The 25,224-nt window shown below is 72.7% G+C and carries 17 protein-coding genes and 1 riboswitch; of the genes, 8 read left to right on the plus strand and 9 right to left on the minus strand.

The annotated features are described in order from the left end of the window. Positions 1-128: 128 nt before the first annotated feature. A complete protein-coding gene (locus QOM21_RS14700; protein ID WP_407550354.1) occupies positions 129-1,508 on the plus strand; it encodes an SWIM zinc finger family protein in 1,380 nt (459 codons plus the stop codon). A 91-nt stretch (positions 1,509-1,599) separates the two neighbouring features. Next, positions 1,600-3,450 (plus strand): DUF5691 domain-containing protein, encoded by a 1,851-nt coding sequence (locus QOM21_RS14705; protein WP_407550355.1) that lies wholly within the window; start codon positions 1,600-1,602, stop codon positions 3,448-3,450. Between the two features lie 786 nt (positions 3,451-4,236). On the opposite strand, the gene QOM21_RS14710 is transcribed toward QOM21_RS14705, so the two are convergent. Next, entirely contained in the window at positions 4,237-4,695 is a 459-nt protein-coding gene (locus tag QOM21_RS14710) for a cobalamin B12-binding domain-containing protein (RefSeq protein WP_407550356.1), read from the minus strand. Between the two features lie 383 nt (positions 4,696-5,078). On the opposite strand from QOM21_RS14710, the gene QOM21_RS14715 reads away from it, so the two are divergent. Beyond that, positions 5,079-5,978: an esterase/lipase family protein gene (locus QOM21_RS14715; RefSeq protein ID WP_407550358.1), complete on the plus strand. Its 900-nt coding sequence runs from the start codon at positions 5,079-5,081 to the stop codon at positions 5,976-5,978. A 224-nt stretch (positions 5,979-6,202) separates the two neighbouring features. Further along, the gene (locus tag QOM21_RS14720) at positions 6,203-8,122 is read left to right on the plus strand and encodes a peptidoglycan DD-metalloendopeptidase family protein (RefSeq protein WP_407550360.1); all 1,920 of its coding nucleotides are present in this window, start codon (positions 6,203-6,205) and stop codon (positions 8,120-8,122) included. 72 nt (positions 8,123-8,194) lie between these two features. On the opposite strand, the gene pcrA is transcribed toward QOM21_RS14720, so the two are convergent. Continuing rightward, positions 8,195-10,678, minus strand: a complete 2,484-nt coding sequence (gene pcrA, locus QOM21_RS14725; protein ID WP_407550362.1) for a DNA helicase PcrA — start codon at positions 10,676-10,678, stop codon at positions 8,195-8,197. Positions 10,679-11,116: 438 nt separating this feature from the next. Next, a riboswitch (cyclic di-AMP (ydaO/yuaA leader) is annotated at positions 11,117-11,303 on the plus strand. 7 nt (positions 11,304-11,310) lie between these two features. Here pcrA and QOM21_RS14730 point away from each other — a divergent pair. Next, complete coding sequence (locus tag QOM21_RS14730) at positions 11,311-12,462, plus strand: NlpC/P60 family protein (RefSeq protein WP_407550364.1); 1,152 nt, start codon at positions 11,311-11,313, stop codon at positions 12,460-12,462. 197 nt (positions 12,463-12,659) lie between these two features. On the opposite strand, the gene QOM21_RS14735 is transcribed toward QOM21_RS14730, so the two are convergent. Further along, positions 12,660-13,013, minus strand: a complete 354-nt coding sequence (locus QOM21_RS14735; protein ID WP_407550366.1) for a hypothetical protein — start codon at positions 13,011-13,013, stop codon at positions 12,660-12,662. Between the two features lie 360 nt (positions 13,014-13,373). Between QOM21_RS14735 and QOM21_RS14740 the strand changes: the two genes are divergently transcribed. Next, entirely contained in the window at positions 13,374-14,450 is a 1,077-nt protein-coding gene (locus QOM21_RS14740; protein WP_407550368.1) for an NlpC/P60 family protein, read from the plus strand. 14 nt (positions 14,451-14,464) lie between these two features. Here the strand turns inward: QOM21_RS14740 and QOM21_RS14745 are convergent, their stop codons facing one another. From QOM21_RS14745 to QOM21_RS14760, 4 genes are all read right to left on the minus strand, one after another. Next, positions 14,465-15,610 (minus strand): alpha/beta hydrolase, encoded by a 1,146-nt coding sequence (locus QOM21_RS14745; protein ID WP_407550370.1) that lies wholly within the window; start codon positions 15,608-15,610, stop codon positions 14,465-14,467. Positions 15,611-16,010: 400 nt separating this feature from the next. After that, complete coding sequence (locus QOM21_RS14750) at positions 16,011-16,724, minus strand: LuxR C-terminal-related transcriptional regulator (protein ID WP_407550372.1); 714 nt, start codon at positions 16,722-16,724, stop codon at positions 16,011-16,013. A 113-nt stretch (positions 16,725-16,837) separates the two neighbouring features. Beyond that, positions 16,838-18,127, minus strand: coding sequence for a PspC domain-containing protein (locus tag QOM21_RS14755; protein WP_407550374.1), 1,290 nt, complete (start codon positions 18,125-18,127; stop codon positions 16,838-16,840). A 168-nt stretch (positions 18,128-18,295) separates the two neighbouring features. Then, positions 18,296-20,179 (minus strand): protein kinase domain-containing protein, encoded by a 1,884-nt coding sequence (locus QOM21_RS14760; RefSeq protein ID WP_407550376.1) that lies wholly within the window; start codon positions 20,177-20,179, stop codon positions 18,296-18,298. A gap of 417 nt (positions 20,180-20,596) precedes the next feature. Here QOM21_RS14760 and QOM21_RS14765 point away from each other — a divergent pair, with 417 nt between their 5' ends. Next, entirely contained in the window at positions 20,597-22,180 is a 1,584-nt protein-coding gene (locus tag QOM21_RS14765; RefSeq protein ID WP_407550377.1) for a PspC domain-containing protein, read from the plus strand. Continuing rightward, entirely contained in the window at positions 22,180-22,389 is a 210-nt protein-coding gene (locus QOM21_RS14770) for a hypothetical protein (protein WP_407555675.1), read from the plus strand. The genes QOM21_RS14765 and QOM21_RS14770 overlap by 1 nt, the downstream gene beginning before the upstream one ends. 150 nt (positions 22,390-22,539) lie before the next feature. Here QOM21_RS14770 and QOM21_RS14775 read toward each other — a convergent pair whose 3' ends face one another. Both QOM21_RS14775 and QOM21_RS14780 read right to left on the minus strand, forming a co-directional pair. Next, positions 22,540-23,085 carry a DoxX family protein gene (locus QOM21_RS14775; protein WP_407550379.1) on the minus strand — a complete coding sequence of 182 codons (546 nt, stop codon included), beginning with the start codon at positions 23,083-23,085 and terminating at the stop codon, positions 22,540-22,542. 380 nt (positions 23,086-23,465) lie between these two features. Then, a complete protein-coding gene (locus QOM21_RS14780) occupies positions 23,466-24,767 on the minus strand; it encodes a hypothetical protein (protein WP_407550380.1) in 1,302 nt (433 codons plus the stop codon). Between the last annotated feature and the right edge of the window lie 457 nt (positions 24,768-25,224).

Raw genomic sequence — 25,224 nt, forward strand, 5'->3', positions numbered from 1 at the left:
AATCCCGCCGGCCGCTTGCTGAACCAAGCCTGCACCACCCCACTGACAACGACCGAAATACCGCCTCTGACCTGCCACTTCACCTCGATTTACGGCCGCTGTCAGTGGTGGGTCGTAGCTTCGATGACATGAATTCGCAGGGGGAACGCTGGACGGCGGATCAGGTGCTCGCGCTGGCACCTGACGAGGCATCACGCAAGGCGGGCGGCAAGCTCGCGGCGCCCGGCCCGTGGTCGGAGGCGGGGGCCGCCGGGGGCGCGGTGTGGGGACAGTGCAAGGGCAGCGGGAAGAAGCCCTACCAAGCGGTCATCGACATCAAGGGCCCGGCCTTCAAGTGCAGTTGCCCGAGCCGCAAGTTTCCGTGCAAGCACGCGTTGGGGCTGCTGCTGCTCTGGGCCGGCGGCGACGGCGCGGTGGCGGCCGGGGATCCGCCGCAGTGGGCGGATGAATGGCTGGCCGGGCGTCGGGAGCGCGCCGAGCGGTCCGCCGAGGCGCGCGGCGAGGGCGGCGGTGCGTCGCGCGCACCGGCCGACCCGGAGGCCGCCAGGCGGCGCGCCGAGCGCCGGTTGCAACGGATCGGCGCCGGCGCCTCGGAGCTGGAGCAGCGGCTGGAGGACCTGCTGCATGCCGGCCTGGCCTCGGCCGACCGCGCCGGCTACGGCTCCTGGGACGAGACCGCCGCCCGCATGGTGGACGCCCAGGCGCCCGGACTCGCCGCCCGGGTGCGCGAATTGGGGTCGGTCGCGGCCTCCGGTCCCGACTGGCCCGCCCGGCTGCTGGAGGAGTGTGCGCTGCTCCATCTCCTCGACCGGAGCTTCCTGGGGATCGAGCGGCTGCCCGGCCCGCTCGCGGCGACGGTGCGCTCCCGCGTCGGACTGACCACCGAAGCGGCGGAACTGCTGACCGGCCCCGACGCGACCACGATTCGCGACCGCTGGCTGGTGCTGGCCCAACAGGACTCCGACGACGGCAAGCTGGTCACCCGCCGGATCTTCCTGCGCGGGGAGCGCACCGGACGCATGGCGCTGCACCTCTCCTTCGGCGGCGCTCACCGCCCCATGGACACGGCCCTTCCGCCCGGCCTCGTCCTCGACGCCGAGCTGGCCTACTACCCGGGCGCCCGCCCGCTGCGCGCCACCCTGGGTGAACGGCACGCGCCTGCGGCGCCCGGCCCGGTCCCACCGGGCAACGGCATCGACGCCGCCCTCGCCGCGTACGGCGACGCCCTGCGCGACGACCCCTGGCTCGACTCCTGGCCGGTGGTGCTCGCGGATGTCACCCCGATACCGGGACGCGACGGCGCGAGCTGGCAACTGGCCGACGCCGATGGCGAGTCGGCGCTCCCGCTCGACCCGCGCTTCCTGGGCCGTTCGGGCCTGTGGCAGCTGGCCGCCCTGTCCGGTGGCGCTCCGATCACGGTCTTCGGGGAGTGCGGGCACCGCGGCTTCCTGCCGCTCACCGCCTGGGGCACGGCCACCGCCGGGGACACGTCGCCGGTGTCCCTGTGACCTCACCCCATGACCGTGCCCGTGCGCCCCGTCCCGGCCCCGCCGTGACGCCGCCTTCTCCCGCGCGCCGCCCCACACCTGGAGGAACGCCATGCCAAGCACCCGCAATCCCCTGACCACCACACCGTCCGGTGCGGCCCGCGACGCCCGCGCACAACCGGCCAACGGCCCGTCGCCCCAGCATCTCGGCGCACCCACGGGAGCGAACGGGACCACATCCCCCGCCGGGGCCGCCCAGGCCACCTGGTCCGACCTGGTGAGTGCCGCTCTGCTCGGTACGGAGCGGCGCGACCCCCCGGTGGCGATACGGCCCGGCCAGGGCGGTGCCACCGCTCTGCTCGACGCCGCCGCGGTGAGCACGGTGCGCCGCCGCGCCGCACTGCGCCCCGCACCGGCCGGCGAGCGCCCTTCACCGGCCCCCGCCGACCCCCGTCCCCCACTGCCGACCGCTGCCCGGCGCCGGCTCTCCCTGCTGCTCGCCGACCGCGGCGGCGCAGGCGGCAGCCGGCGCGGCCCGACGCCCGATCTCACCGAACTGCTCCCCCAGTGGCTCGCCGCGGCAGGCGAACTCGGCTACCGCGCCCCCGAGGCGCTGCTGCCCGCGCTGCTCGACGCCGCCCGCGCCCGCACGGATCTGCGGTCCTCCGCCCTCTCCCTGGCCGGGCCGCGCGCCCTGTGGCTGGCGCGGCTCAACGACGACTGGAAGTACGCCCTCCGCGGCATCGGCGGCCCAGCGTTGCCCGGCACCGAGGACCCGGAGAGCGTCCGGGCGCTGTGGGAAGAGGGCCTGTTCGCGGAGCGGGTCGCGATGCTGACGGCGCTGCGCCGCCGCGACCCGCAGGCGGCCCTGGACCTGCTCGCCTCGACGTGGGCCACCGAGCGCGCCGAGGACCGGCTGATGTTCCTCGACTCCTTGCGCGAGGGCCTCTCGGCGGGCGACGAGCCGTTCCTGGAACAGGCGTTGTCGGACCGCAGCCGTAACGTCCGCGCGACGGCCGCCGAGCTGCTGTCCGCGCTGCCCGGCTCCGCGCTGGCGGCCCGGATGACACAGCGGGCCCGCACCTGCGTCAGCCTGGACCGGCTGGCCGCCCCGTCCGGAACTCCCGGCCCTCGTACGGACGCCACACCGGAACCGGTCGGCCCGGCCATCCACGTCGAGGCTCCGCACGAGTGCGACGCCGGCATGCAGCGGGACGGCGTGGCCGCCAAACCGCCGTCCGGGCGCGGCGAACGCTCCTGGTGGCTCGGCCAGTTGGTGGAGGCGGCGCCCCTCGACGGCTGGCGCGAACGTTTCGGCGGCCTGGACCCGGCGGCGATCGTCGCCCTCCCGGTGGCCGACGACTGGCGTACGGAGCTGCACGACGCGTGGTGCCGCGCCGCCGTGCGCCAGCGGAACGCCGACTGGGCGCGGGCGCTGCTGGGCGCGCCCGCGGCTCCGTCCCAGGCCGCCGAGGTCGCACCGGGCGGCTCGTCCCGCGATCTGGCGAAGCTGCTCACCGTGCTGCCGGAGGACGAACGCGCCGGGTGGGTGGCGGAGTTCATCGCGGCACACGGACTGTCGGAGGCGTTCCGGCTGCTCGGCGTGTGCGGGGTGCCCTGGTCCGAGCCGTTGGGCCGGTCGGTCGTGGACGCGCTGGACATCGCCCGGGACGCGGGCAGCTACCCATGGAGCTTCAGCGGCGTGATGGGCCTGGCGGAGCGCTGCCTGGACCCGGCGGCCGCGGACCACCTCGACAAGCTCACCGCGCTCACGGACGAGCCGGAAGGCGCCTCACCGGGCTCCGGCGGCTACTGGTCCGAGGCGTTCCAGCGGTTGGTCGGAACCCTGCGACTGCGCTCCACCATGCACGCGGAACTCCGCCACCCCACCGCCCCGGAAGGGAACCCCCAACAGCCCACCGACACCCACATCCACACCCCACTCGCGGAGCCCACCGACTAGCCCGACCACCACAGGCGGCGGACGCCACCGCCACCTCGCGCGGTCGCCATTCCGGCAGACGCACCGCGCCAGTCGACATCACCGACAGACCCGACACCCCTGACCGGCCGGGAGCACAAGCCCACACCGCGCCGCGCTACACCGGGCCCCTGGGGCCACGAGCCACCAGCAGCGGCGAAGCCCCGGCCTACCCACCTGCTCCAGGGCTGCGCCCCCGGCGCCGGGCGACGCGGCCAGGGCGAGAAGCCTTCCCCGGCCGCAGGTCTGAGTCGGGCGGCTGGGGCGAGGAGCAGGGGTCCGAGGACAGCCGTCCGGGGGTGCCGGAGCGCAGCCACAGTTCCTCGTCAGAGGGGGTGCGGAGTCTCGAACCAGGCACAGGAGCACGGGCCCGGGAGTACCGGCCTGAGGAGTACGAGTCCGAGGCCGGGCACCTACGGGCGCCCGGGACGGGACGCCCAGGCCGCCGAGGGCTGACGGCAAGCCCTGAGCCCCATTAGCTAGGCCGCCATGACCGGGGCCACCGTGGCCAAGCAGCGGCCAGACCGTTCGCCGCACCGGGATCTCCGGAGTTGCGATCGGCCCGCGGGCCGAGATTCCGCGCCTGCGGGCCGAGATCCCGCGCCCGGCGGCTGAGCTGGAGTGCCCTGTCGCGGATCCGGGATCCGGAACCGCACCGCACCGCCATCCCGGACGCCGCCCTCCGCCCACAGCCCCAAACGCCACTTCCGCCCGCAGCCCCGACTTCGACTCCGCCCGCAGGAACGCCGTCGCCCCGCGCAGCCTCGGTCAGACCGCCAGCGACCGGACGTTCGCGTTGACCCACTCCACGATGGAGGCGGTCGTCGCGCCCGGGGTGAAGATTTCCGCGACGCCCTGTTCCTTCAGCGGCGCGATGTCCGCCTCGGGGATGATGCCGCCCCCGAAGACCTTGATGTCGGCCGCGTCGCGCTCCTCCAGCAGGGCGATCACCTTCGCGAAGAGGGTGTTGTGGGCGCCCGAGAGGATGGACAGCCCGATCGCGTCGGCGTCCTCCTGGATTGCGGTGTCGACGATCTGCTCAGGGGTCTGGTGCAGACCGGTGTAGATGACCTCCATACCGGCGTCGCGCAGCGCCCGCGCGATGACCTTGGCACCCCGGTCGTGGCCGTCCAGTCCCGGCTTGGCCACCACCACCCGGATCGGACCCGACCGGCCCGTCGCGCTCGGGCTCTCCGACTGCGCTCCGTCTTGCCGCGCCACACCCATCACTGCCTCCAAGCCATGCACGGCATGCGCTGTAGCGATGCCGCCGAGCCGACAATCGATCGCGCGACCGCGATCCGGCGGCCACGAGTGTGAACGAACGTTATCGCCAGCATCCCGTACCCAGCTGTTTCGTGACATGCAGGGAGGGGGAAATCACACATGGGACACGTTCGCCAAGCGTCGCGTCCCGCGTGTCGCACCGTCGCGGCCCAGCGGCGGAGGCCGTCGCGCGGGCCGGGCGCAAGGGGAGCCGCAGCCGGGCCTCCACGCCGCAGGGCGCGCGCCAAGGCCGGAGCAGCACGCTCCAGGCCGCCGTCTACGGCTTCCCACGAGGGCGACCGGGAGTCAGAGACGCCTCCCGGACGCCGTTCGGGAGGTCCGCCATGCCGGCCATGCCCCTTCTCTCCGCAGCCGCTCTTCTCGCGCACCTCCGCTTCGCGCCGCTCGAACGCACGCGCACGCTCTCCACGCGCGTCTCCTCGCTGCTCCCGCTCAGCATGTTCATGGACCTCGCGGTCCTCGCGGGCCATCTGATCCTCTACCCGACGGGCATCTCCCAGGAGCAGCCCGCACCGCACCACGCACCCCGCCGCGCGGGGCAGGACACCGACGCCGACGCGCCCGCGGTGCTCCCGACGGAAGGGCGCGCCCATCCGCCCGTCCTGATGCTGCACGGCTTCATCGACAACCGCTCCGTCTTCGTGCTGCTGCGCCGCTCACTGCGGCGGCACGGCTGGCGCCATGTCGAGGCGCTCAACTACTCCCCGCTGACCTGCGATCTCCGAAAGGCCGCCGATCTGCTGGGCAAGCATGTGGAAGAGGTGTGCCTGCGGACCGGGCACACCCGAGTGGACATCGTCGGCCACAGTCTCGGCGGGCTGATCGCGCGATATTACGTACAGCGACTGGGCGGTGACTCCAGGGTGCGTACGGTCATCACTCTCGGTACGCCGCACTCCGGCACGAGCGTCGCGCCGCTGATGTCGGCGCACCCCGTCATTCGGCAGATGCGGCCGGATTCCGATGTGATCGCCGAGCTGGCACTTCCGGCCCCGCATTGCCGGACGCATTTCGTCGCGTTCTGGAGCGAGGACGACCACGTGATGGCGCCGCCCCGGACGGCCTGCGTCGAACACCCTGATTTGAGTGCGTACAACGTGCATGTCACCGGTGTCGGACATCTCGCGCTACCGGTCAACGGCACGGTCGCGGCGGGCATCCGCGAGGCACTCACCTCGGTCGAGGAGGCGGAAGGGACAGGACGGGCCTTTTCGGTGGCTTGAACCGATCCCTCACCGCGTCGCATTGGCCCCGCATTCGCGCGGCGATCACGGCTCGACATCGAACAAACGTCGAACGTGGCGCCAATATCTCGCATGTGGATTGGCGAAAGGCGGCCAAATGCCCGGTCTCGTCGAGGCTGAAACCTGTGGAAGATTGTCGCCGTCGCGTACCGCCGGGTACAGTCGCCGCTAATTCTCCTGCTGCCGAGGCGAAAGAGAAGTTGGTGAACGACCGTCACCCATCGGGGGCTCCGCTTCCGACAGGCCCCGCTTCCGACGCCTCGCATGCGCACTATCCGGGCTACGACGTCTACGCCCCGCAGCACTCCCAGGATGCCGTGGCCGAGTACGGCGGCGGCGACCCGCTCTTCGGTTCGCTTCCCGGCTCGTACGAAACGGGCCAGTACGACACCGGCGCGTATGCCACGGACCCTTATGCCACGGGCACTTACGACACCGGTGTGTACGACACCGGCGCCTATGGGCAGGCCGGTTACGGCCAGGGCGGGTACGACGCCACCGGCCATCCCGACGCCTTCGTCCCGGGCCAGTACGACGCCGGCGGCCACGAGACCGGCGCCTACGACATCGGCTCCTACGCCGCCTACGGCACGCAGCAGCCGGCCGCGGAACACGACCCGTACGCACACACCGCCTACGGGGCTCCCGCGTACGACACCGCCGCGCACGGCCTGGCCGGGCAGGACACCGGAGCGTACGGCCACCCCGGCTACGACACCGGCTACGGGGTCCCCGCGCAGTCCGACGGCGGATGGGACGCGGGCAACTACGCCACCGGCGGCTACGACAGCGGGAGTTACCCCACCAACGGCTACGACCCCGCCGGGTACCACGCCGACGCGCTCCAGGAGACCGGCAGCTTCGACGCCACCGCCGTCTGGTCGACCGAGGACCAGGGCCTGATCGCGAGCATCCCGGCCCAGGCAGGGCCCCCGCCGAACGACACCGGCCAGTGGGACACCACCGTCTGGGGCGAGGCGACGGGCTACGGCACCGGCCAGTTCGAGGCCACCCAGTTCGAGGCCGGGCAGACCGGGACCGGGCAGTACGACTCCGATCCGTACGCGACCGGCCAGTTCGAGACGACGTCCCACGAGGGCGCCCTTTACGGGGCGGCCCCCGACGCCGCCCCCGGGCACGACGCTCTCGGGCACGACGCCTTCGGGCAGGACCCCTTTGGGCAGGACGCGACCCCGGAAAGCGCGGGTCACGAGTTCGCCGGGCAGGCGCACGAGACGTACGAGTCGGAGGACGGTGCCCACACCGCGTCGACTCCCGTGTCCGAGGAGGCCGCGGCCGTCGCCGACGCGATGACGCAGGCCATGCCGGTCACTCCGCCGGTCGCCACTCGCGTCGTCGGCCGGGAGGCCGGCAAGTCGGTCCGCGGCCGTGGCCGCCGGCGGCCGGTGAAGCGGTCGGCGCTGCTGACCGTCGCCGTCCCCTCGGTCGCCGCCATGGGGGTGTGCGCCGTGGCCGCCGCGTCCGTCAGCGGTTTCACGGGCGACGACAAGGAAGAGGCGACCGCGCAGGCCGCGCCGGACACCGGCGGCATCAAACCGGCCCTCGCCAACAGCAAGCTCGACACCCAGCTCGAAGGGCTCAGCAGGGGCGCCGACGACTTCCGCGACCGGGCCAGCCGTACCCAGGAGCGGATCGACCTCAAGGAGCGCCAGGCGCTGGAGCGCAAGCGCGCCGCGGAGGAGGCGGCCCGCAAGGAGGCCGCCCGTCCCAAGTTCCTGCTGCCGGTCAAGCAGCACGGACTGAGCGCGCTCTACGGCCAGGCCGGCGTCAACTGGATGTCCGTGCACAGCGGCATCGACTTCCCGGTCAGCTACGGCACCTCCGTCATGGCCGCGACCGACGGCACCGTCCGCACCCAGTGGAACTCCGCGTACGGCAACATGGCGATCGTGACGGCACCCGACGGCACCGAGACCTGGTACTGCCACCTCAGCAGCACCAAGATCCGCTCCGGTTCGGTCAAGGCCGGTGACCAGATCGCCTACTCGGGCAACTCCGGCAACTCCACCGGGCCGCATCTGCACTTCGAGGTGCGCCCCGGCGGCGGCGAGGCGGTCGACCCGCTGCCGTGGCTGCGCAGCCACGGCCTCGACCCCAACTGACCGGATCCCGGCCCGTCGAAGGGGCCGAGGGCGATGCCCCCGGCCCGACGACTCCGCCGTCCCCCGCGCCGGCTACAGCTTCTGCACCGGCGCGTACCGCAGCAGCAGCCGCTTCGGCTTCTCGCCGCCGAAATCGATCGTCGCCTCGGCGTTGTCGCCGCTGCCCTTGACGCCCACGACCGTGCCGAGCCCGAAGCTGTCGTGGGTGACGCGGTCGCCGATGGTCAGCGCGACGACCGTGCGGTCCTTCGACCGGCGGGTCGCGAAGCCGCTCGGGCCCTTCGCCCGCGCCGACGACGACAGCGCGGAGCCGATGCCGCTCCCGAAGCCGCCGCCCGACGAGAGTCCGCCCATGGAAGCGGACGGCGTCGCGGGCCCGGTCCGCTTCCATTCGACGTGGTCGTCCGGGATCTCCTCCAGGAAGCGGGAGGCGGGGTTGTACGACGGCTGGCCCCAGGCGCTGCGCATCGTCGAGCGGGTGAGGTAGAGCCGCTCACGGGCGCGGGTGATGCCCACGTACGCCAGCCGGCGCTCCTCCTCCAGCTCCTTGGTCTGGCCCAGCGAGCGCATGTGCGGGAAGACGCCGTCCTCCATGCCGGTGAGGAAGACCACCGGGAATTCCAGGCCCTTGGCGGTGTGCAGGGTCATGAGGGTGATGACGCCGCTGCCGTCCTCGTCCTCGTCCGGGATCTGGTCGGAGTCGGCGACCAGCGCGACCTGCTCCAGGAAGTCGGAGAGGGTGCCGGGGTTCTCCTCGCCGCGGTCCTGCTCGAACTCCAGGGCCACCGCGGCGAGTTCCTGGAGGTTCTCGATCCGGGTCTCGTCCTGCGGGTCGGTGGAGGCCTGGAGTTCGGCGAGGTAGCCCGTGCGCTCCAGGACGGCCTCCAGGACGGTCGCCGGGCCCGCACCGGACTCGACGATGGTGCGCAGCTCCTCCATGAGGACGTTGAACCGCCGGACGGCGTTGGCGGAGCGGGCGGCCATGCCGTACGCCTCGTCGACCCGGCGCAGCGCCTGCGGGAAGGTGATCTTCTCGCGCAGGGACAGGGCGTCGATCATCGCCTCGGCGCGGTCGCCGATGCCGCGCTTGGGGACGTTCAGAATGCGGCGCAGCGGGACGGTGTCCTCGGGGTTGGCGAGCACCCGCAGATACGCGAGGACGTCGCGGACCTCCTTGCGCTCGTAGAAGCGCACGCCGCCGACGACCTTGTAGGGCAGCCCCACCCGGATGAAGATCTCTTCGAAGACACGGGACTGGGCGTTGGTGCGGTAGAAGACCGCGACGTCGCCGGCCTTGGCGTCGCCCGCGTCGGTGAGCCGGTCGATCTCGTCGGCGACGAACTGGGCCTCGTCGTGCTCGGTGTCGGCGACATAGCCGGTGATCTTGGGGCCGGCTCCGGCGTCCGTCCAGAGGTTCTTGGGACGGCGGTTCTCGTTGCGCTCGATGACGGCGTTGGCGGCGCTGAGGATCGTCTGGCTGGAGCGGTAGTTCTGCTCCAGCAGGATCGTCGTGGCGTCCGGGTAGTCCTCCTCGAACTGGAGGATGTTGCGGATCGTGGCGCCGCGGAAGGCGTAGATGGACTGGTCGGCGTCGCCGACGACGCACAGCTCGCCGGCTTCCTCCGCGGGGCCGACCAGTTCGCGTACGAGGGTGTACTGGGCGTGGTTGGTGTCCTGGTACTCGTCGACGAGCACGTGCCGGAAGCGGCGGCGGTAGTGGTCGGCGACATCCGGGAAGGCCTGGAGGAGATTGACCGTCGTCATGATGATGTCGTCGAAGTCGAGGGCGTTGGCCTCGCGCAGGCGTGCTTGGTACATCGAGTACGCCTCGGCGACGGACTTCTCGAAACCGTCGGCGGCCTGCTGGGCGAAGGTCTCCTCGTCGACGAGCTCGTTCTTGAGGTTGGAGACCTTGGCGCTGAAGGACTTGGGCGGGAAGCGCTTGGGGTCGAGATCGAGGTCCCGGCACACCAGCGCCATCAGCCGCTTGGAGTCGGCCGCGTCGTAGATCGAGAAGGAGGACGTGAAGCCCAGCTTCTTGCTCTCCCGGCGCAGGATGCGGACGCAGGCGCTGTGGAAGGTGGAGACCCACATCGCGTGGGCGCGCGGGCCGACCAGTTCCTCGACGCGCTCCTTCATCTCGCCCGCGGCCTTGTTGGTGAAGGTGATGGCGAGGATCTGACCAGGGTGCACACCGCGGGCGCCGAGCAGATGCGCGATGCGGTGCGTCAGGACGCGGGTCTTGCCGGAACCCGCGCCCGCGACGATCAGCAGCGGCCCGCCGGTGTGCGCCACGGCGGCCTTCTGCTGTTCGTTGAGCCCCTCCAGGAGGGCGTCCGGATCGACCGCGGGGCGGGCGGCGCCGTCGCGGTAGTAGCGGTCGCGCCCCGGGCCGATGGCGTGCGGGATCCCGCCGGGCACGTCGAAGCGGCCACCGAACAGGTCGGCGGGGATCTCCTCCTGTGCGGGACCGTCCTCGTCCTCGGGAGGCGGCGGGGGCTCCTCGCCCTTCGGGCCGAGGTCCGCCAGGAAGCTGTCGTCAAAGAGGCTGCTCATCGCCCACCGAGTCTAGGCGGCCCCACTGACAGCCCGCCCCGGAGTATCGGATAGTGGGTCCGAATCGGCCGGAGTGGCGCCGGAGGAGACCGGGGAGCGGCTGAACGGGAGCCGTCCAGGGTGTCGTGCAGGGGGCCGGCGGGGCCGCGGGGAGTCGAAATCGGGAGCCGGCGGGCGACGAGGGCGACGCCGGTCGTCGACGCGGGGCGCCTCGGCCCACTTCGTCACCGTCGTGCACCGGATCGTCACACCCCGGAGCCGTGGCGCGGGCCCCCGCCACCACCACGAACCCGACATCTGCCGCAAGTACGCCTGGCACACATTCAGGTCACGAAAAGGTTTCGGGCAAATCGAACATCAGCCTTCACAGGAGCCACACGAGTTGGCTACCGTGCTCGCTCGGGCAGCCCGCATCCCCGCAGACGACAGCGTCAGCACGGGCCGCCTCCGCCGAGTCCGGCCCTGCCACGAAGGCACCCGGAGCCGGGGACCCACCAGCACCACCGGGGTGAATCGATCGGCGCGGCCGCCGGAGGCGGACGCGACGACCGTAGGGCAAGCCTTCCGTCAGCGACACCCGCCCGAACCCGACAGCTAACCCGGTAGGCGGTCCACGGAAGGAGTCGCCGGCCTTGGCGTCGCATCGCAAGCCGCGCACCCGCGTGCTCAGTTCGCCCGGAAGCCGCCGCACGGCGGCCGGGCTCACCACCGCCGCCCTCGCCTCGGTCACGCTGCTCTCGCAGTCCGCCGACGCGGCGCCCCGGGCGCCCAAGCCCACCATCGAAGAGGTCAAGCAGAAGGTCGACGGCCTCTACCGCCAGGCCGAGGTCGCCACCCAGAAGTACAACGCCGCCAAGGAGAAGGCGGAGGGGCAGCGCGAAACCGTCGACAAGCTCCTGGACGCCGCCGCCAAGCGCGCGGAGCGGATGAACGAGTCCCGGCGCACGCTGGGCACGTTCGCGTCGGCCCAGTACCGCACCGGCGGCATGAACCCGACCGCGCAGCTGATGCTCGCGAAGGACCCGCAGCAGTTCGTCGACCGCAGCCACCTCATGGAGCGGCTGACCGGCCGGCAGAAGCAGGCGGTCACCGACTACCAGGAGCAGCAGGCCGAGGCCACCCGGCAGCGCGCGGAGGCGACCCGCAGTCTGGAGCGGCTGCAGGAGTCCCAGACGTCACTGAAGGAGTCCAAGCAGTCGGTCCAGGGCAAGCTGGCCGAGGCCCGGCAGCTGCTGTCCCGGCTGACCGCCCAGGAGAAGGCGCGGCTGGCCGAGCTGGAGCGCAAGCGGGAGGCCGCGGCCCAGCGCAAGGCCGAGGAGCTGGCGCGCAAGCAGGCGGAAGAGGAGCGCCGGCAGCGCGAGGAGCAGAAGCAGCCCGGCGACGGCGCCTCGGACGGCTCGACCGGCGGCGGCAGCGACACCGGCGGTTCGTACTCGACCAAGGCCGACAAGGCGCTCGCCTTCGCCCGCGCGCAGATGGGCAAGCCGTACGTCTGGGGCGCGACCGGCCCCACGTCCTACGACTGCTCGGGGCTGACCCAGGCGGCATGGAAGGCGGCCGGGGTCGACCTGCCGCGCACGACCTGGGACCAGGTGAAGGTGGGCGAGCGGGTGGCCACCAAGGACCTTCAGCCCGGTGACCTGGTGTTCTTCTACGACGACATCAGCCACGTCGGGATGTACATAGGCGGCGGCAAGATGATCCACGCACCGAAGCCGGGCGCCAACGTCCGCGAGGAGTCGATCTACTACATGCCCATCTACGGGAGCGTCCGCCCGGCATAGCGCCGGCGCCGCTCCGCCAAGGCCACCCCCCACGGCCACCCCCCACATGCCACCGCGCGGTCACCGCCCCGGAAGTCCGAACCGGACTCCGGAGGTGGGGACCGCGCGGTGAGCCGTCTGCAGGGCCTTCCGCAAGGCCGTCCGCAGGGCCTCGTCCGGACGACGCCGTGAGCGCGCGAGCGGTGTACCGGGCCGGATCAGGTCCAGAGCACCGCGATGAAGATGTTGGCGACCGTGAGCAGGCCGACCGCGCCGAACAGCGGCTTGGCGACCGTCTCCTCGTCCCGCTTGACGTAGACCAGCGCCAGGATCACCACCAGGACGGCCATCTTGATGCCGATCTTGATGTTGTTGAGTTCCTGGTCCTGCGCCTGGTTCAGGCCGACCAGCACGATGCCGGTCACCAGCATCGTCAGCGCGCCGTGCAGCATGGCCGGCACGAACCGGGCCCCGCCTGCGCTCATCGCCTTCATCTGGGTCAGGAAGCCGCCCAGCAGGGAGGCGATGCCGATGATGTGCAGGCCGACGAAGATATTGATTACTACGTCCATAGTGCTGGATCGTATCCGCCGCATAGCACGGGCCTTCGGGCAGGGCACCCCCGATCGCCGCATCGGTCAGGGCAGGCAGGGAGCCGACCGCGGCCCCGGCGACCGCGCGGTCAGCTACGGACAATCGGCGGTCGAAAGTGAGCAATGCCGGGCAAGCGGGCTCGCCCCGGGGAGACGCAGGTTTAGCGTCCTCCTCCAGGCGGTCGACTCCCCGCTGTCGCCGGTCTCCGCCCCGGCGACGCGTCGACCGCCCCGCCGGAAGGAATGGCGGCGGCCCGCTCCCCCTCTTCACGGGCCGCCGCCGGACCCACCGGACCCCGCCCGGACCACCCGGGCCACGCACGGCCCGAAGGGAAGGAAGTGACGGCCACAGTGGCGTCGCACCGCAGGACCAGGCACCACCCGCTCGCCCTCACCGGCGGCACGGCGCGCGGTGCGCGCACCGCCCGTACGGCCGCCGTTCTGGCCCTCGCGGGAGCCGCCACCGCCACCGCCTTCGACGGCACCGTCCAGGCCGCACCCGAACTCACCCCCGCCCAGGTGCAGGACCGGGTCGACACGCTGTACCAGGAGGCAGAGGTGGCGACGCAGAAGTACAACGGCGCCAAGGAGCAGGCCGACACCGCGCGCGAGGAACTGAGCCGACTCCAGGACGAGGCCGCGCGCAGGACGTTGAAGCTGAACTCCGCGAAGGCCGGCCTGGGATCCATGGCCGCCGGCCAGTACCGCTCCGGCGGGGTCGACCCCACCGTCCGCCTGCTGCTGTCCGCGGACCCCCAGCGCTACCTCGACGGCGCCACCGTCCTGGAGCGCGCGGGCAGCCACCAGGCGAACGCGGTGGCCGGTTACGCGCGCCGGCTCGGCAGTATCCGGCAGGTCCGAGAGCGGGCGGAGGAGACCGCGGAACGGCTGGCGGACACCGAGGCCGCGCTGAAGAAGCACCGGGTGACGGTGGTGCGGAAGCTGGACTCCGCGGAGCGGCTGCTCGACCGGCTGACCGACGAGCAGCGGCAGGGTATGGGGAACGAGGACGCCGCCGGCGGGAGCGACGCCGCCTCAGGTGGGGAGGAGGCGGCCCAGGCGCCCAACCCCCGTGCGGCGCAAGCTGTTTCGTATGCCTACGCCGCGCTGGGCAAGCCTTACGTCTGGGGCGCGACCGGCCCCTCCGCGTACGACTGCTCGGGCCTGACACAGGCCGCTTGGCAGGCCGGCGGGATCTCCCTGCCCCGTACGACCTACACCCAGATCAACGCGGGATCCCGCATCGACAGATCCCAACTCGCCCCTGGCGACCTGGTGTTCTTCTACGCCGGGATCAGCCACGTCGGCCTCTACATCGGCGACGGGAAGATGATCCACGCCCCGCATCCGGGTGCGCCGGTGCGCATCGCACCGATCGACCAGATGCCGTTCGCGGGGGCCTCCCGCCCTGCCTGACCCGCATGTTGGGGTCAAGGGCTGAGGGTGCCGTTCGACGCCGTGATCTGGCGGCCCAACCACGCGAAGGTGACCGGCACCTGCTGCTTCCACACCGCCGTGGAGTGCCCGCCCGCGCCCGCCGGGATCTGCTGGACGGTCACCGTCGTCGGCTTCCTCGCGATCTGCCGCAGCCCGAGGCCCGCCTGGTAGCCGTCGCCCGACGCGCCCGAGATGTACAGGGCCGTACGCGGCGGCTTACCCGCCGCGTTGGCCGCGCTCAGGATGTTCATCGGGTTGGATTCCACGCGCAGCTTCGGGTCCTTGCCGGCCAGCGAATCGCGCTCGATCGCCGGGTCGTTGTAGCCGGACATGGCGACCGCGGCGCGGTAGCGGTCCGGGTGGGCCAGCGCGAGCTTCGTGGCGCAGTGAGCACCCGCCGAATACCCCGCGAGGCCCCACGCGTCCGGGGTACTACCGGCCCGGAAGTTGTCGATGACCATCTGCCGCACGTCGACGGTCAGCCAACTGTCGGCGTTGACCTTGCCGGGGATGTTGACGCACCCGGTGTCGGCGGTGCCCAGCACGTTGGTACGCGGCGCGACCAGGATGAAGGGCTTGACCTCGCCACGTTCCATGAGCGGCCGCAGCTGCTCCCCCGCGCGCAGCGAGCCCAGCCAGGACTTCGACGAGCCGGGGTAGCCGGGCAGTACCTCGACCACCGGGAACTTCGTGTTCCGGTAGGCGGGGTCGTTGTACTGCGGCGGCAGCCATACATAGACCTCGCCGTTCACACCCGAGATGGTGCCCTTGAGATCCGTCATCTGCACGCCGCTGCCGACCACCGGGTCGTCGGCCGGCCGGAACTGCTGGAGCTGCTTGGGCCGGTCGTTGATCTGCTTGCCGCCCGTGCCGTCCGGACCGAGGTCCCTCGCCTCCTCGACATGGCCGGCGGTCCCGAGCAGATCGCCCCAGGTGTCGTAGAGGTTGTTCGCGTCATTGACCACGACGAAGACCAGGGTGATGGCGGTGAGCTGCGCGAACACCAACATCACCAGCCGGGCGAGGCCGCGCACCAGGCGCGGCCCGGCTATCCGGCCCCACAGGGCGAGCGGCAGCACGAGGGCGACGATCAGCAGCGCGATCGAGGTGAGAAAGAAGGGCGTGCCCGTCAGGCTCATCGGGATCTCGCTTCCAGGACAGGTGGGTGAAGGACCGGGGTGGTGACGGCCCCGCCTTCGGCAGCGAGCCTCTCCGCGCCCTTAGATGGCGATCCGCGCGGTCCTGGTTGCTCGCCCTGCGTCCCTCTTTGCCCACACTTCGGCCCGGCGACCGCCGGGCATCGTTCCTGGTCGGGGCGGGGCCTGTCCTGGGGGCCCCGGTCCGGCCTTCTCCTGCTGTGAGCCTGGGGCCGGGTCCGGGCCGAGACCTCCTGCTCCTACGCCTGACGGGACTTCCCGTTCCTGGGCCTGGGCCGAGACCTCCCGTTCCTGGGCCTGGGCCGGTGGCGTTTCCGGCGCCCGGCCGGGGCCGCGCGCCGCCTTCCGCCGTGGGGACGAGTCCCGTCGTGCGGCCGGGGTCTCAGACCAGCCGGCGGGCCGTCGCCCAGCGCGTCAGCTCGTGGCGGTTGGAGAGCTGGAGCTTCCTGAGCACCGCCGAGACATGCGATTCGACCGTCTTGACGGAGATGAACAGCTGCTTGGCGATCTCCTTGTACGCGTATCCGCGGGCGATCAGCCGCAGCACCTCGCGCTCGCGCTGGGTGAGGCGGTCCATGTCCTCGTCGACGGGCGGGGCGTCGGTGGAGGCGAAGGCGTCCAGCACGAAGCCGGCCAGCCGAGGGGAGAACACCGCGTCGCCGTCGGCCACCCGGAAGACCGCGTTGACCAGGTCCGTACCGGTGATCGTCTTGGTGACGTAGCCGCGGGCGCCGCCCCGGATGACGCCGATGACGTCCTCGGCGGCGTCGGAGACGGAGAGCGCGAGGAAGCGGACCGGGCGGTCGGCGTCGGCCATCATCGCGGCGCTGCGGCGCAGCACCTCGACACCGCCGCCGCCGGGCAGATGGACGTCCAGCAGAACGACCTCCGGGCGGGTGGCGGTGATGACCGTGACGGCCTGGTCGACGTCGGCGGCCTCGCCGACCACCTCGACGCCGGTGCGTTCGGTCTCCCCGATCTCGGCCTGGACGCCCGTACGGAACATCCGGTGGTCGTCGACGAGGACGACCCGTACGGTCCGGCCCTCGGCCGCCCCGGTGCCGGCCTCGCCCTGCTGTGCGCCGTCGCTGCTCATCTCGTCCGCCCGTCCCTCGGTGTCTGCTCCGCCATCATCCCTCGCTCCGTCCCCCGCCCGCTGCCCCGCACGGTGGTTTGTGCCGCGGCCGTCCGTCGGTGCCGTCCACGCGCTCACTCCGTGCGCTCCATCTCCAGCTCGACCACGGTGCCGCCGTCGGGGGCGGACCGCAGCCGGGCCGTGCCGCCGTGGCGCTCCATCCGTCCGATGATGGATTCACGGACGCCCATCCGGTCCTCGGGCACGGCGTCCAGGTCGAAGCCGGGGCCGTGGTCGCGCACCGAAAGGAAGACCGACCGGCCCTCCACCTCGGCGAACACCTGCACCGCGCCCCCCTCGCCACCGTACTTGGCGGCGTTGACCATCGCCTCGCGTGCGGCCTGCATCTGGGCGCTCACGGCGTCGTCGAGCGGGCAGTCACCAACGACCACGACCTCGATCGGTACGCCGTGGTGGTCCTCCACCTCCGCGGCGGCCGTGCGCACCGCCTCGGCGAGGGTCGTCGGCTCCTCGTCCTCCTCCTTGCCACGGCCCTCGGGTTTGTACAGCCACGCGCGCAGTTCGCGCTCCTGGGCGCGCGCCAGCCGCGCCACCTCCCGGGGGTCATCGGCGCTGCGCTGGATGAGGGTGAGGGTGTGCAGCACGGAGTCGTGGACATGGGCGGCGACCTCGGCGCGCTCCTGCGCCCGGATGCGCATCAGCCGTTCCTCGGAGAGGTCCTGCGTCATCCGCACGAGGTAGGGGCCCGCCAGCAGAGCGATGCCCACGACGACGGCGAGCGCGGCCTGCAGCACCGAGCCGAGATGGCGGACCGATCCCTGGAGCACGACGATGCCGGTCACGCCGATGCCGACCAGCAGCACTCCGGCCGCGCCGCGCAGCACCGGCAGCAGGCCCTTGCGCCGGCCGAGCTCCAGCCACTGGGCGCGCCGGGAGTTGTCCGCCTGACGCCATACCAGGGCGACACCGGCGCCGATCAGCAGCACCGGCCAGAGATAGCCGTTGGCCCGGGCCAACTCGAACCTGGACGCGACGACGGACGCGCCGATCAGCAACGCGATCAGCGCGAAGACCTGGCCTTTGTCGGGCCTGCGGCCGCGCAGCAGGCGTCGGTCGTCGGCCTTGCGGGACCGCCGGCCCCTGGCCTCGACGCCGCCGACGCCCAGGGGCACGAAGAACCAGAACGCGGCGTAGAGCAGTGCGCCCATGCCGTCCGCCAGGAACAGCGCCACGAACACGACCCGCACCCACGAGACCGGCAGCCCCAGATGCCCGGCCAGCCCCCGCGCGACCCCGCCGAGCAGCCTGCCGTCCGCGCTGCGGTAGAGCTTGCGCACGGGTGGTTCGTCAGGGTCCGGCGTCGGGGCGTAGATGGTCCCGGCACGGGGCGGCGCGGTGGTCATGTCCCCGATCGTCACACGGTGCCGGGCCGCAAGGCATCAGGGAGGACCCTGAAGCGACCCCTGACGTTGCAGCGGCCGGACATAGGGGGCCGGCAGCGGGCCGACGGCCGTTCGCGCGCCCTGCCTCGGCCCGCGCAGGTCCGTACCCGTCGCCGCCCCCGCTACCCGTCAGCTGTCGGAGCTGTCCTTACGGAAGCCGTCCTTCACGTGGGAGAAGACCTTTTCGTACTTCGGCCAGTTCGCGCTCGGCGCGGAGACATAGATGGCGTACTCCTTGGCGCCCTCGCGGCCGAAGCCCAGGTCGATCCCCCGGTATTCACGGACCCGGCCCATGAAGGAGAACTCCCAGATGGCGGCGGGATCGCCCTGGAAGACGGTGCCCTGGAGCCGCAGTCGCTTGTAACTCGGGTACTCCACCTTGAGGTCCGCCTCGACGTCCTTGAAGTGCTGCACCTGGTCCGCCGAGGAGAAGTCCAGGACGTTGATCGTCAGCGCCGCCAGTTCGGACTCGGACGCGTAGTTGACCTGTCGGCCGCCGTCCTTGACCTCGCGCTTCCAGCCGTCGGGCACCGGGAAGGAGATGCCCATCGCCGGCTCCTTGGCGCGGTGGAAACCCGCGGGCAGGGGCGGCGGCGGGCCGACGCTGCTCTCCGGGACGCTGGGCTGCACGGGCGTGGTCTTGCTCCCGGTCGCCTGGGACGCGTCGGAGACGTTGCTGTGGACGAAGTACCAGGCCGCCCCGGCACCGCCGCCGGCGATCAGCACCCCCACGACGGACCAGGCCACGACCCGGCCGCGCCGCTTACCGGGCAGCGAGACCGTGGCCTGCACGTTCGTGGGGCCCTCGGTGGCCGCGAGGTGGCCCGCCGCCGCCGGGACCGCCACTCCGTTCGCCGCGGACGCCGTGCCCGCGCCCGTACCGGTACCGCCATGGACGCCCGTGCCGCTACCGGTGACGGCGGCGGTGCCCGTACCGGTGGCCGGCGTGGCCCCGTGACCCGCCGCGTACACCGGGCGCGTGGGCGCCTCGGCCGACGCGCTCGACCCGGTCGAGACGGTCGGCCCGGTCGAGACGGTCGGCCCGGTCGAGACGGTCGGTCCGGTGGACGCGGTGGGCCCGGTCGAGTCGGACGAGTCGGCGGGCGCCGTCCGGTCGCGGTCGACGGTCCCGAGCGCCAGCGTCGGCCAGCCGATCAGCGCGGTGTCCGCCTCACCTTCGGCGGCCCGTAGCGCCTGCTCGACGACCGCGGCCGTCGGCCGGTCCGCCGGCTCCTTGGCGAGCAGCGCCTCGATGAGCGGGGTCAGCGGACCGGCGTTCCGCGGCGGCACCAACGGGTCCACGGCGATGGCGTACGCCGTCTCGATCGCGGTGGGCTTACGGAACGGGGGCCGCCCCTCGACCGCCTGATAGAGCGTCGCGCCCAGCGCCCACAGATCGGAGGCGGGCCCGGGGGTGCCGCCCTTGACCCGCTCGGGCGCCAAGTAGTCGATGGAGCCGACCAGCTCACCGGTCTTGGTGAGGGTGGAGGTTCCGCTGGCGACGGCGATCCCGAAGTCCGTGAGGACGACCCGGCCGCCCTCACCGAGCAGAACGTTGCCCGGCTTGACGTCACGGTGCAGCACACCGGCGGAGTGCGCGGCCCGGAGCGCGGCGATCATCCCGCGTCCGATGCGCGCGGCCTCCCTGGTCGGCACCGAACGGTCGGCGCGGGCAGCCTCCTTGATGGCGTCGCCGAGAGTGGAGGACGGCACGTACTCCATGACGATGCAGGGCAGCCCGGCGTCGTCCACGACGTCGTGGACCCCCACCACGTTCGGGTGATTGATCCGGGCCGCGGCCTGCGCCTCCCGGGTCGTGCGCTCGTGGCGGGTGGCGAGTTCGTCGGCCTCCAACTGGGGCGAGACATGCAGCCGCTTGACCGCGACCTGGCGCCCGAGGACCTCGTCCCGGGCACGCCAGACGGTGCCCATGCCGCCCTGGCCTATCCGTTCGACCAGGCGGTACCGCCCGGCGACCAGTCGCCCCTCGTCCACCGACGCCGCCTCCGTCACCGCACGCCCCTCCGGAAACCCGTACGTATCCGGGGCGCAACGATAGTCCCCGGGGCCGCGGGATCGGGCTTCGGCCACCGGCTGTCCGCCCCTGGAGCCGCCGTCGGACCGCGGTCCCGGGCGATATGCGAACTCCCGGGCGATATCAGGGCCACACCTCGACGCGCGGGCCTTGCCACGGCGCTCGATGTCGGCGTACAGCGTCCGGCGACCGGCATCCGGCGTCCCGCGCTGGGCGCTCGGCAACCGGCGTCCGGCGTCCGGCGTCCGGCGTCCGGCGTCCGGCGTCCGGGGCATGCTCGCGGTGGGAGCCGGTCACGGTGACGCCGTGACCGGCACGGCCTCAGGGCCGATCTCAGGGATCTGCCAGGGTTCCCACGGATGTCGGGACCTCGCCGCGGTTGTCACCATGGGTCCATGAACGATGCAGCCCACGCTGAGGAGCCGGCGCCCTCCGACGCCGCCGGTCCCACCCCGCCCCATGTCCCGCTGCGCCGCAGCCGGCGGCACAAGGTCGTCGGCGGGGTCTGCGGCGGGCTGGGCCGGCACTGGGATCTCGACCCGGTGATCTTCCGCATCGTGCTGGCGGTCCTGTCGCTCTCCGGCGGCCTCGGGCTCATCGCCTACGGCTTCGCCTGGCTGCTCATCCCGCTCGACGGCGAGGAGGAGAACGAGGGCCGCCGGCTGCTCTCCGGCCGCGTCGAGGGCTCCGCGCTGACGGCCCTGCTCTTCGCGCTGATCGGCTGCGGGCTGTTCCTGACGACGCTCGGCAAGGGCAGCGTCATGTCCTTCGCCATCATGCTGACGCTGGTGGTGGCCGGCTCCGCCTACTGGTCGCGGCAGCGCCGGCGGGCGGAAGCGGCGGGGGCGGAGTCGATGGACGCCGCGACCGCCCAGACCGTCGCCGACGCACCACCCGAGACCAAGGCACCCCCCGCGCCCAACACCCCTTCCTGGTGGCGTGATCCGCGCTCCGCGGAACCGCCGGCGGGCGGGGGCTACCTCTGGGGCCCCGAGAGCCTGCCCCTGGATGTGACGTACGAGTTCGAGCACGGTGCGGGTGCGGCGGGCGGGCGGCGTGGTGCCGCGCCCCCTCAGGGGCGGCAGTGGCCCGCCGAGCCGTCCCGGCCCCCGCGGCGGGGAACTCCCCGCGCCGGCCGCTCGATCGGGGGATGGACCTTCCTGCTGGCGATGTTCGCCGGTGCCGGCGCGACCCTGGCCGTCTCCGCGTACGACGGCCTCACACCGTCCTTGCAGGCCGGCCTCGCCGCGGCGTTGGTCGTCCTCGGCCTGGGGCTGGTGCTCAGCGCGTGGTGCGGGAGGACCGGCGGCGGCACGGTCTTCATGGTCGTCCTGACCGCGGTCCTGCTGGCCGGCGCCACGGCACTGCCCGACAAGCTCACCACCAACTGGCAGCACCGCACCTGGGCCCCCACCAGCGTCGCCGCGGTGGAGCAGCACTACGAACTCGGCTCCGGCGACGGCATCCTGGACCTCCGAGGACTGCCGCTGAAGGCCGATGACAAGGTCCACACCAGCGCGGAGGTGGGCGCCGGACGCCTGCAGGTCACCTTGCCTCGCGGCGTCCCCGTCACCCTCCACATCTCTCTCGGACTGGGAGACATCCAGCTGCCGGGCGACGCCCCGGACGACGTGGATCTCTCCGCCGGCGATCGGCAGCGGACGGTCACCCTGCCCGCCGAAGGTCTCAAGAAGGGCGAGAAGCCGCGCGGCTCCCTGCGGCTGGACCTCAAGGTCGGCGCCGGCCAGGTGGACGTCCAGCCCTACGCCCCGGCCATCCCACCGACCGCTCCGACGGCTCCGACGGCCCCAACTGCCCCGTCCAGCCCACCCACCCCGTCGAACGCAGCCGTCCCCCCGAGCCCGACCGGCCGCTCCCCCCAGGCGCCCCAGGCGCCCGAGGCACCCGAGGCACCCGCGGCCGGCGCGCAGGCCCTTGTCCCACCGTCGCACCGGATCTCCGAGGGAGCCCTCTCGTGATGCGCCACCCCTTCGAACCGGCCCGTCTGATCGCCGGCGCCACCGCCCTCACGGTCGGCACGGGTTACGGCCTCGACGCCCTCGGCGCCTGGGACGCCCCCGGCCCCTGGCTCTTCTTCGCCCTCCCCTTCGGGCTGGTCCTCTCCGGCATCACCGCCGCCATCTGGGCCCCGGTCCGCAGACGCCGCGAGTCGCAGCACCAGCCGTAGCAACAGCCGCAGCAGCAATCACAGCCGCGCCTGGATCCTCAGCACAAAGACGGGCCGGGTGCCTCCGGCAGCAGGCAGATCCTGCCTGCTGCCGGAGGCACCCGGCCCTCGGCCCTCGGCCCCGTCCTCAGCCGCGCCCCAGCCCACCCCTCAGCCGAACAGCTGCCGCCCCTGCCGGGCTCGGCGGTTCGCCAGCGCCGCGTCCAGCGAGAATCTTGGCGTGCCCGCCAGCACCAGCGGGATCCAGGCCATCAGGTAGGCCAGGTCATTGCCGTAGTAGTAGGGCGAGGTCGCCCAGCTCACGGTGAGCCACAGCGTCAGCGAGATCAGCGCTCCGCCGACCGCCGCCAGCCGTCCCAGCAGGCCGACCAGAATCCCGACGCCGACCAGCAGTTCACCGACGGCGATGGCGTAGCCGAAGCCCACCGGGCTGCGCTGCGCCAGCTCCACCAACTGCGGCAGCGCCGCCGTGTCATGGACCTGCCCCAGCAGAGCGCCGAGCGATCCGTTGCCGTCGGCCGCCAGGAAGGCCGGGTCCGTCAGCTTGTCGACACCTGCGTAGGCGAAGGTGCCGCCCAGGAAGATGCGCAACGGGAGAAGCGCGTGGCGTGCCGCCCGCGCCCGCCCTCCGGTGCCGGCAGCGCCGACCCCCGCCCCTTTCAGGTCTGCGCTGATCGTACGGTCCGCGTGAGCCATGACGTCCGCCTCTCCGTTGCCACCGGGCGCAGACGATTGTGCCCGCGACCGCGCCTCCTGGGGAGATACGGACGCGTGTGCGTACAACGTTCAACCGTCCGATGCACGTCAGAGAGGTACGTCTGGCAAAATCACCGCGCCGCCGGCCGGCCGCACCTCCCGGACGCCAGACACCCGGCCGCCGCCGCCCGGCCGCCCGGGCAATCCCACAGCGGCCACCGCCCACCGACCACGGCAGCCACAACCGATCCGCAACCACAACCACAACCGGAACCGCAAAGCCACACGGCAACCGATCACGGCAATCAATCACGCCCACCGTTCACGAAGGCACCCGGCCCCGGCCGCCGCGCCCCGGCCACCGCCCCCGCCGGGACCCCTCAGTCCTGCACGTCGATCGCGTAGCCGCCGGTCTCCGCCCCCGCCGCCGTAACAACACGGACCTCGACCCGGCCCGGTTCGACATCGACCGGTACCGGCACGGTCAGGACGTCGTCCGTCGGGTTGGCGAATCCGCCGACGACCGGGATCAGCGGGACCGGGACGTGCACCGTGCCGATCCGTACGACCGTGCGGGCGAGCCGGTCGGGTGTTCCGGCGCCCGGCGGGACGAAGCCGGTGCCGCGGATCTCGATGTCGTCGCCGGTGCGGATCGGCGAGGCGAGGTCGCCCAGCTCCCGGGACCGGACCACCGAGAGGATGACCGGGCGGCCGCCCGCCGTCGCCCGGCCGGCCAGGTACGTCGCCCCGGAGAGCACCACCAGGACCGCCACACCCCAGGGGAGGCGCGGCAGTTGATCGGGGCGGACCGCCAGGCACACCACGGCGTAGGCCACCCCGACCGCGTTCACCAGCGCGTACTGCGCGTCCGGGAAGCTGCCGCGGCCCGCGTCGTCCGTCAGCAGATCGACGGCGCGCGGCCGGGCGGCGGGGACCTTCTGGACGCGCCCGGTCCTGACCCGCGCGGCCACCAGGCCGTATGCGAGCAGGGCCACGGCGCAGACGGCGCCGAGCACGGTCAGCAAGGGTGCGGAGACGGCGAGTTCGATGCCGGCGCGCAGCTTCCTGCGCTCGCGGGGCCCGCCCGCCGCGGCCAGTTGCACCGCCGCCATCAGGACCGCGTACAGCGCCACCGCCACCCAGGCAGCCGCGACCGTGCGGGAGGTGGACAGCCGACGGTCGGCGCCGATGAGCGGTGCCAACGCCCCGCCGTGCGTGCCGTCCCGCCAGGCCGCCACGGTCAGCGCCATGGCCGGGACGATCGCCGCGACCAGCCCTGCCGTACGCGTCACCGTCCAGCCGGACCCGATGGCGGTCAGGGCCTGGCCGATCAGCAGCGTGGCGACCAGCGCCCAGGCGACCAGCGGGGTGCGTCGCCCCGCGGCCGCCAGCCGCGCGGTGCCCTCCGCGGCGGCACGCTCGGCCAATGTCCGTGCGGACAGAGAGAGTTCATCGGACACCCACTGACGTGCCGCGCCCGCGGAACGCGCGAGTCCGGCCGGTACGCCCCGGCCGGCGGCGAAGTCCTCGCGCAGTGCGACGAAGGCGGCCACCGCCTGCCGGTGCCCCTCGCGGGCGCCGTGCGGGCACTTCCCGCACCGGCACGCACCACCGTCGCCGCGCTGCGCGCCGCCTCCCGGCTCGCCCGTTCCGGCCACTCTGCCCGCCGCATCAACCGACACGTCCGCTACCGCCCCGCCACAACTCGTCGCCAACTTCTCATCCGTGAGCGGGAATTGTGCCCTACCTGACGGGCGCACCGGTGAACCGTCCAGCTGGTGGCCGATGGGCGGGTGTCGCGAGCGGCCGACCCCGGGCCTGCGGGTTCTCGATACGCACAGATGGTCGGCGCACGCCCGCGCAAGAACCGACCTTCCCCCGTTCGGGCGAACCGGTGGACCGGTAGGGCTGAGCCGACCTCGCGCTGCGCAAGCTCTCGGCGTGTACGCACCGCACGGACTTCACGGACCATATGGACCACATGGAATATCTCGGGTGAGACGGGGCCTCGCGGCGGCCGCGCTCCTGTTACTGGCCGGGGGCGCCGCGGCACTGGGCACGGCGCCCACGGCAGCGGCTCACGGCAGCCGCGTCGAAGGACACGTCGAAGGCCGCGTGGCGGCGGCCGTCACGGGCGAC

Source organism: Streptomyces sp. Pv4-95 (assembly GCF_045782725.1).
Lineage (GTDB): Bacteria > Actinomycetota > Actinomycetes > Streptomycetales > Streptomycetaceae > Streptomyces.

Excerpts from the sequence above, each read along its gene's own strand:
- QOM21_RS14710 (WP_407550356.1), bottom strand. The coding sequence starts at position 4,695 with ATGGGTGTGGCGCGGCAAGACGGAGCGCAGTCGGAGAGCCCGAGCGCG.
- QOM21_RS14755 (WP_407550374.1), bottom strand. The coding sequence starts at position 18,127 with ATGACCACCGCGCCGCCCCGTGCCGGGACCATCTACGCCCCGACGCCG.
- QOM21_RS14735 (WP_407550366.1), bottom strand. The coding sequence starts at position 13,013 with ATGGACGTAGTAATCAATATCTTCGTCGGCCTGCACATCATCGGCATC.
- QOM21_RS14765 (WP_407550377.1), top strand. The coding sequence starts at position 20,597 with ATGAACGATGCAGCCCACGCTGAGGAGCCGGCGCCCTCCGACGCCGCC.
- QOM21_RS14745 (WP_407550370.1), bottom strand. The coding sequence starts at position 15,610 with ATGAGCCTGACGGGCACGCCCTTCTTTCTCACCTCGATCGCGCTGCTG.
- QOM21_RS14715 (WP_407550358.1), top strand. The coding sequence starts at position 5,079 with ATGCCGGCCATGCCCCTTCTCTCCGCAGCCGCTCTTCTCGCGCACCTC.
- QOM21_RS14700 (WP_407550354.1), top strand. The coding sequence starts at position 129 with ATGAATTCGCAGGGGGAACGCTGGACGGCGGATCAGGTGCTCGCGCTG.
- QOM21_RS14750 (WP_407550372.1), bottom strand. The coding sequence starts at position 16,724 with ATGAGCAGCGACGGCGCACAGCAGGGCGAGGCCGGCACCGGGGCGGCC.
- QOM21_RS14775 (WP_407550379.1), bottom strand. The coding sequence starts at position 23,085 with ATGGCTCACGCGGACCGTACGATCAGCGCAGACCTGAAAGGGGCGGGG.
- QOM21_RS14770 (WP_407555675.1), top strand. The coding sequence starts at position 22,180 with ATGCGCCACCCCTTCGAACCGGCCCGTCTGATCGCCGGCGCCACCGCC.
- pcrA (WP_407550362.1), bottom strand. The coding sequence starts at position 10,678 with ATGAGCAGCCTCTTTGACGACAGCTTCCTGGCGGACCTCGGCCCGAAG.
- QOM21_RS14705 (WP_407550355.1), top strand. The coding sequence starts at position 1,600 with ATGCCAAGCACCCGCAATCCCCTGACCACCACACCGTCCGGTGCGGCC.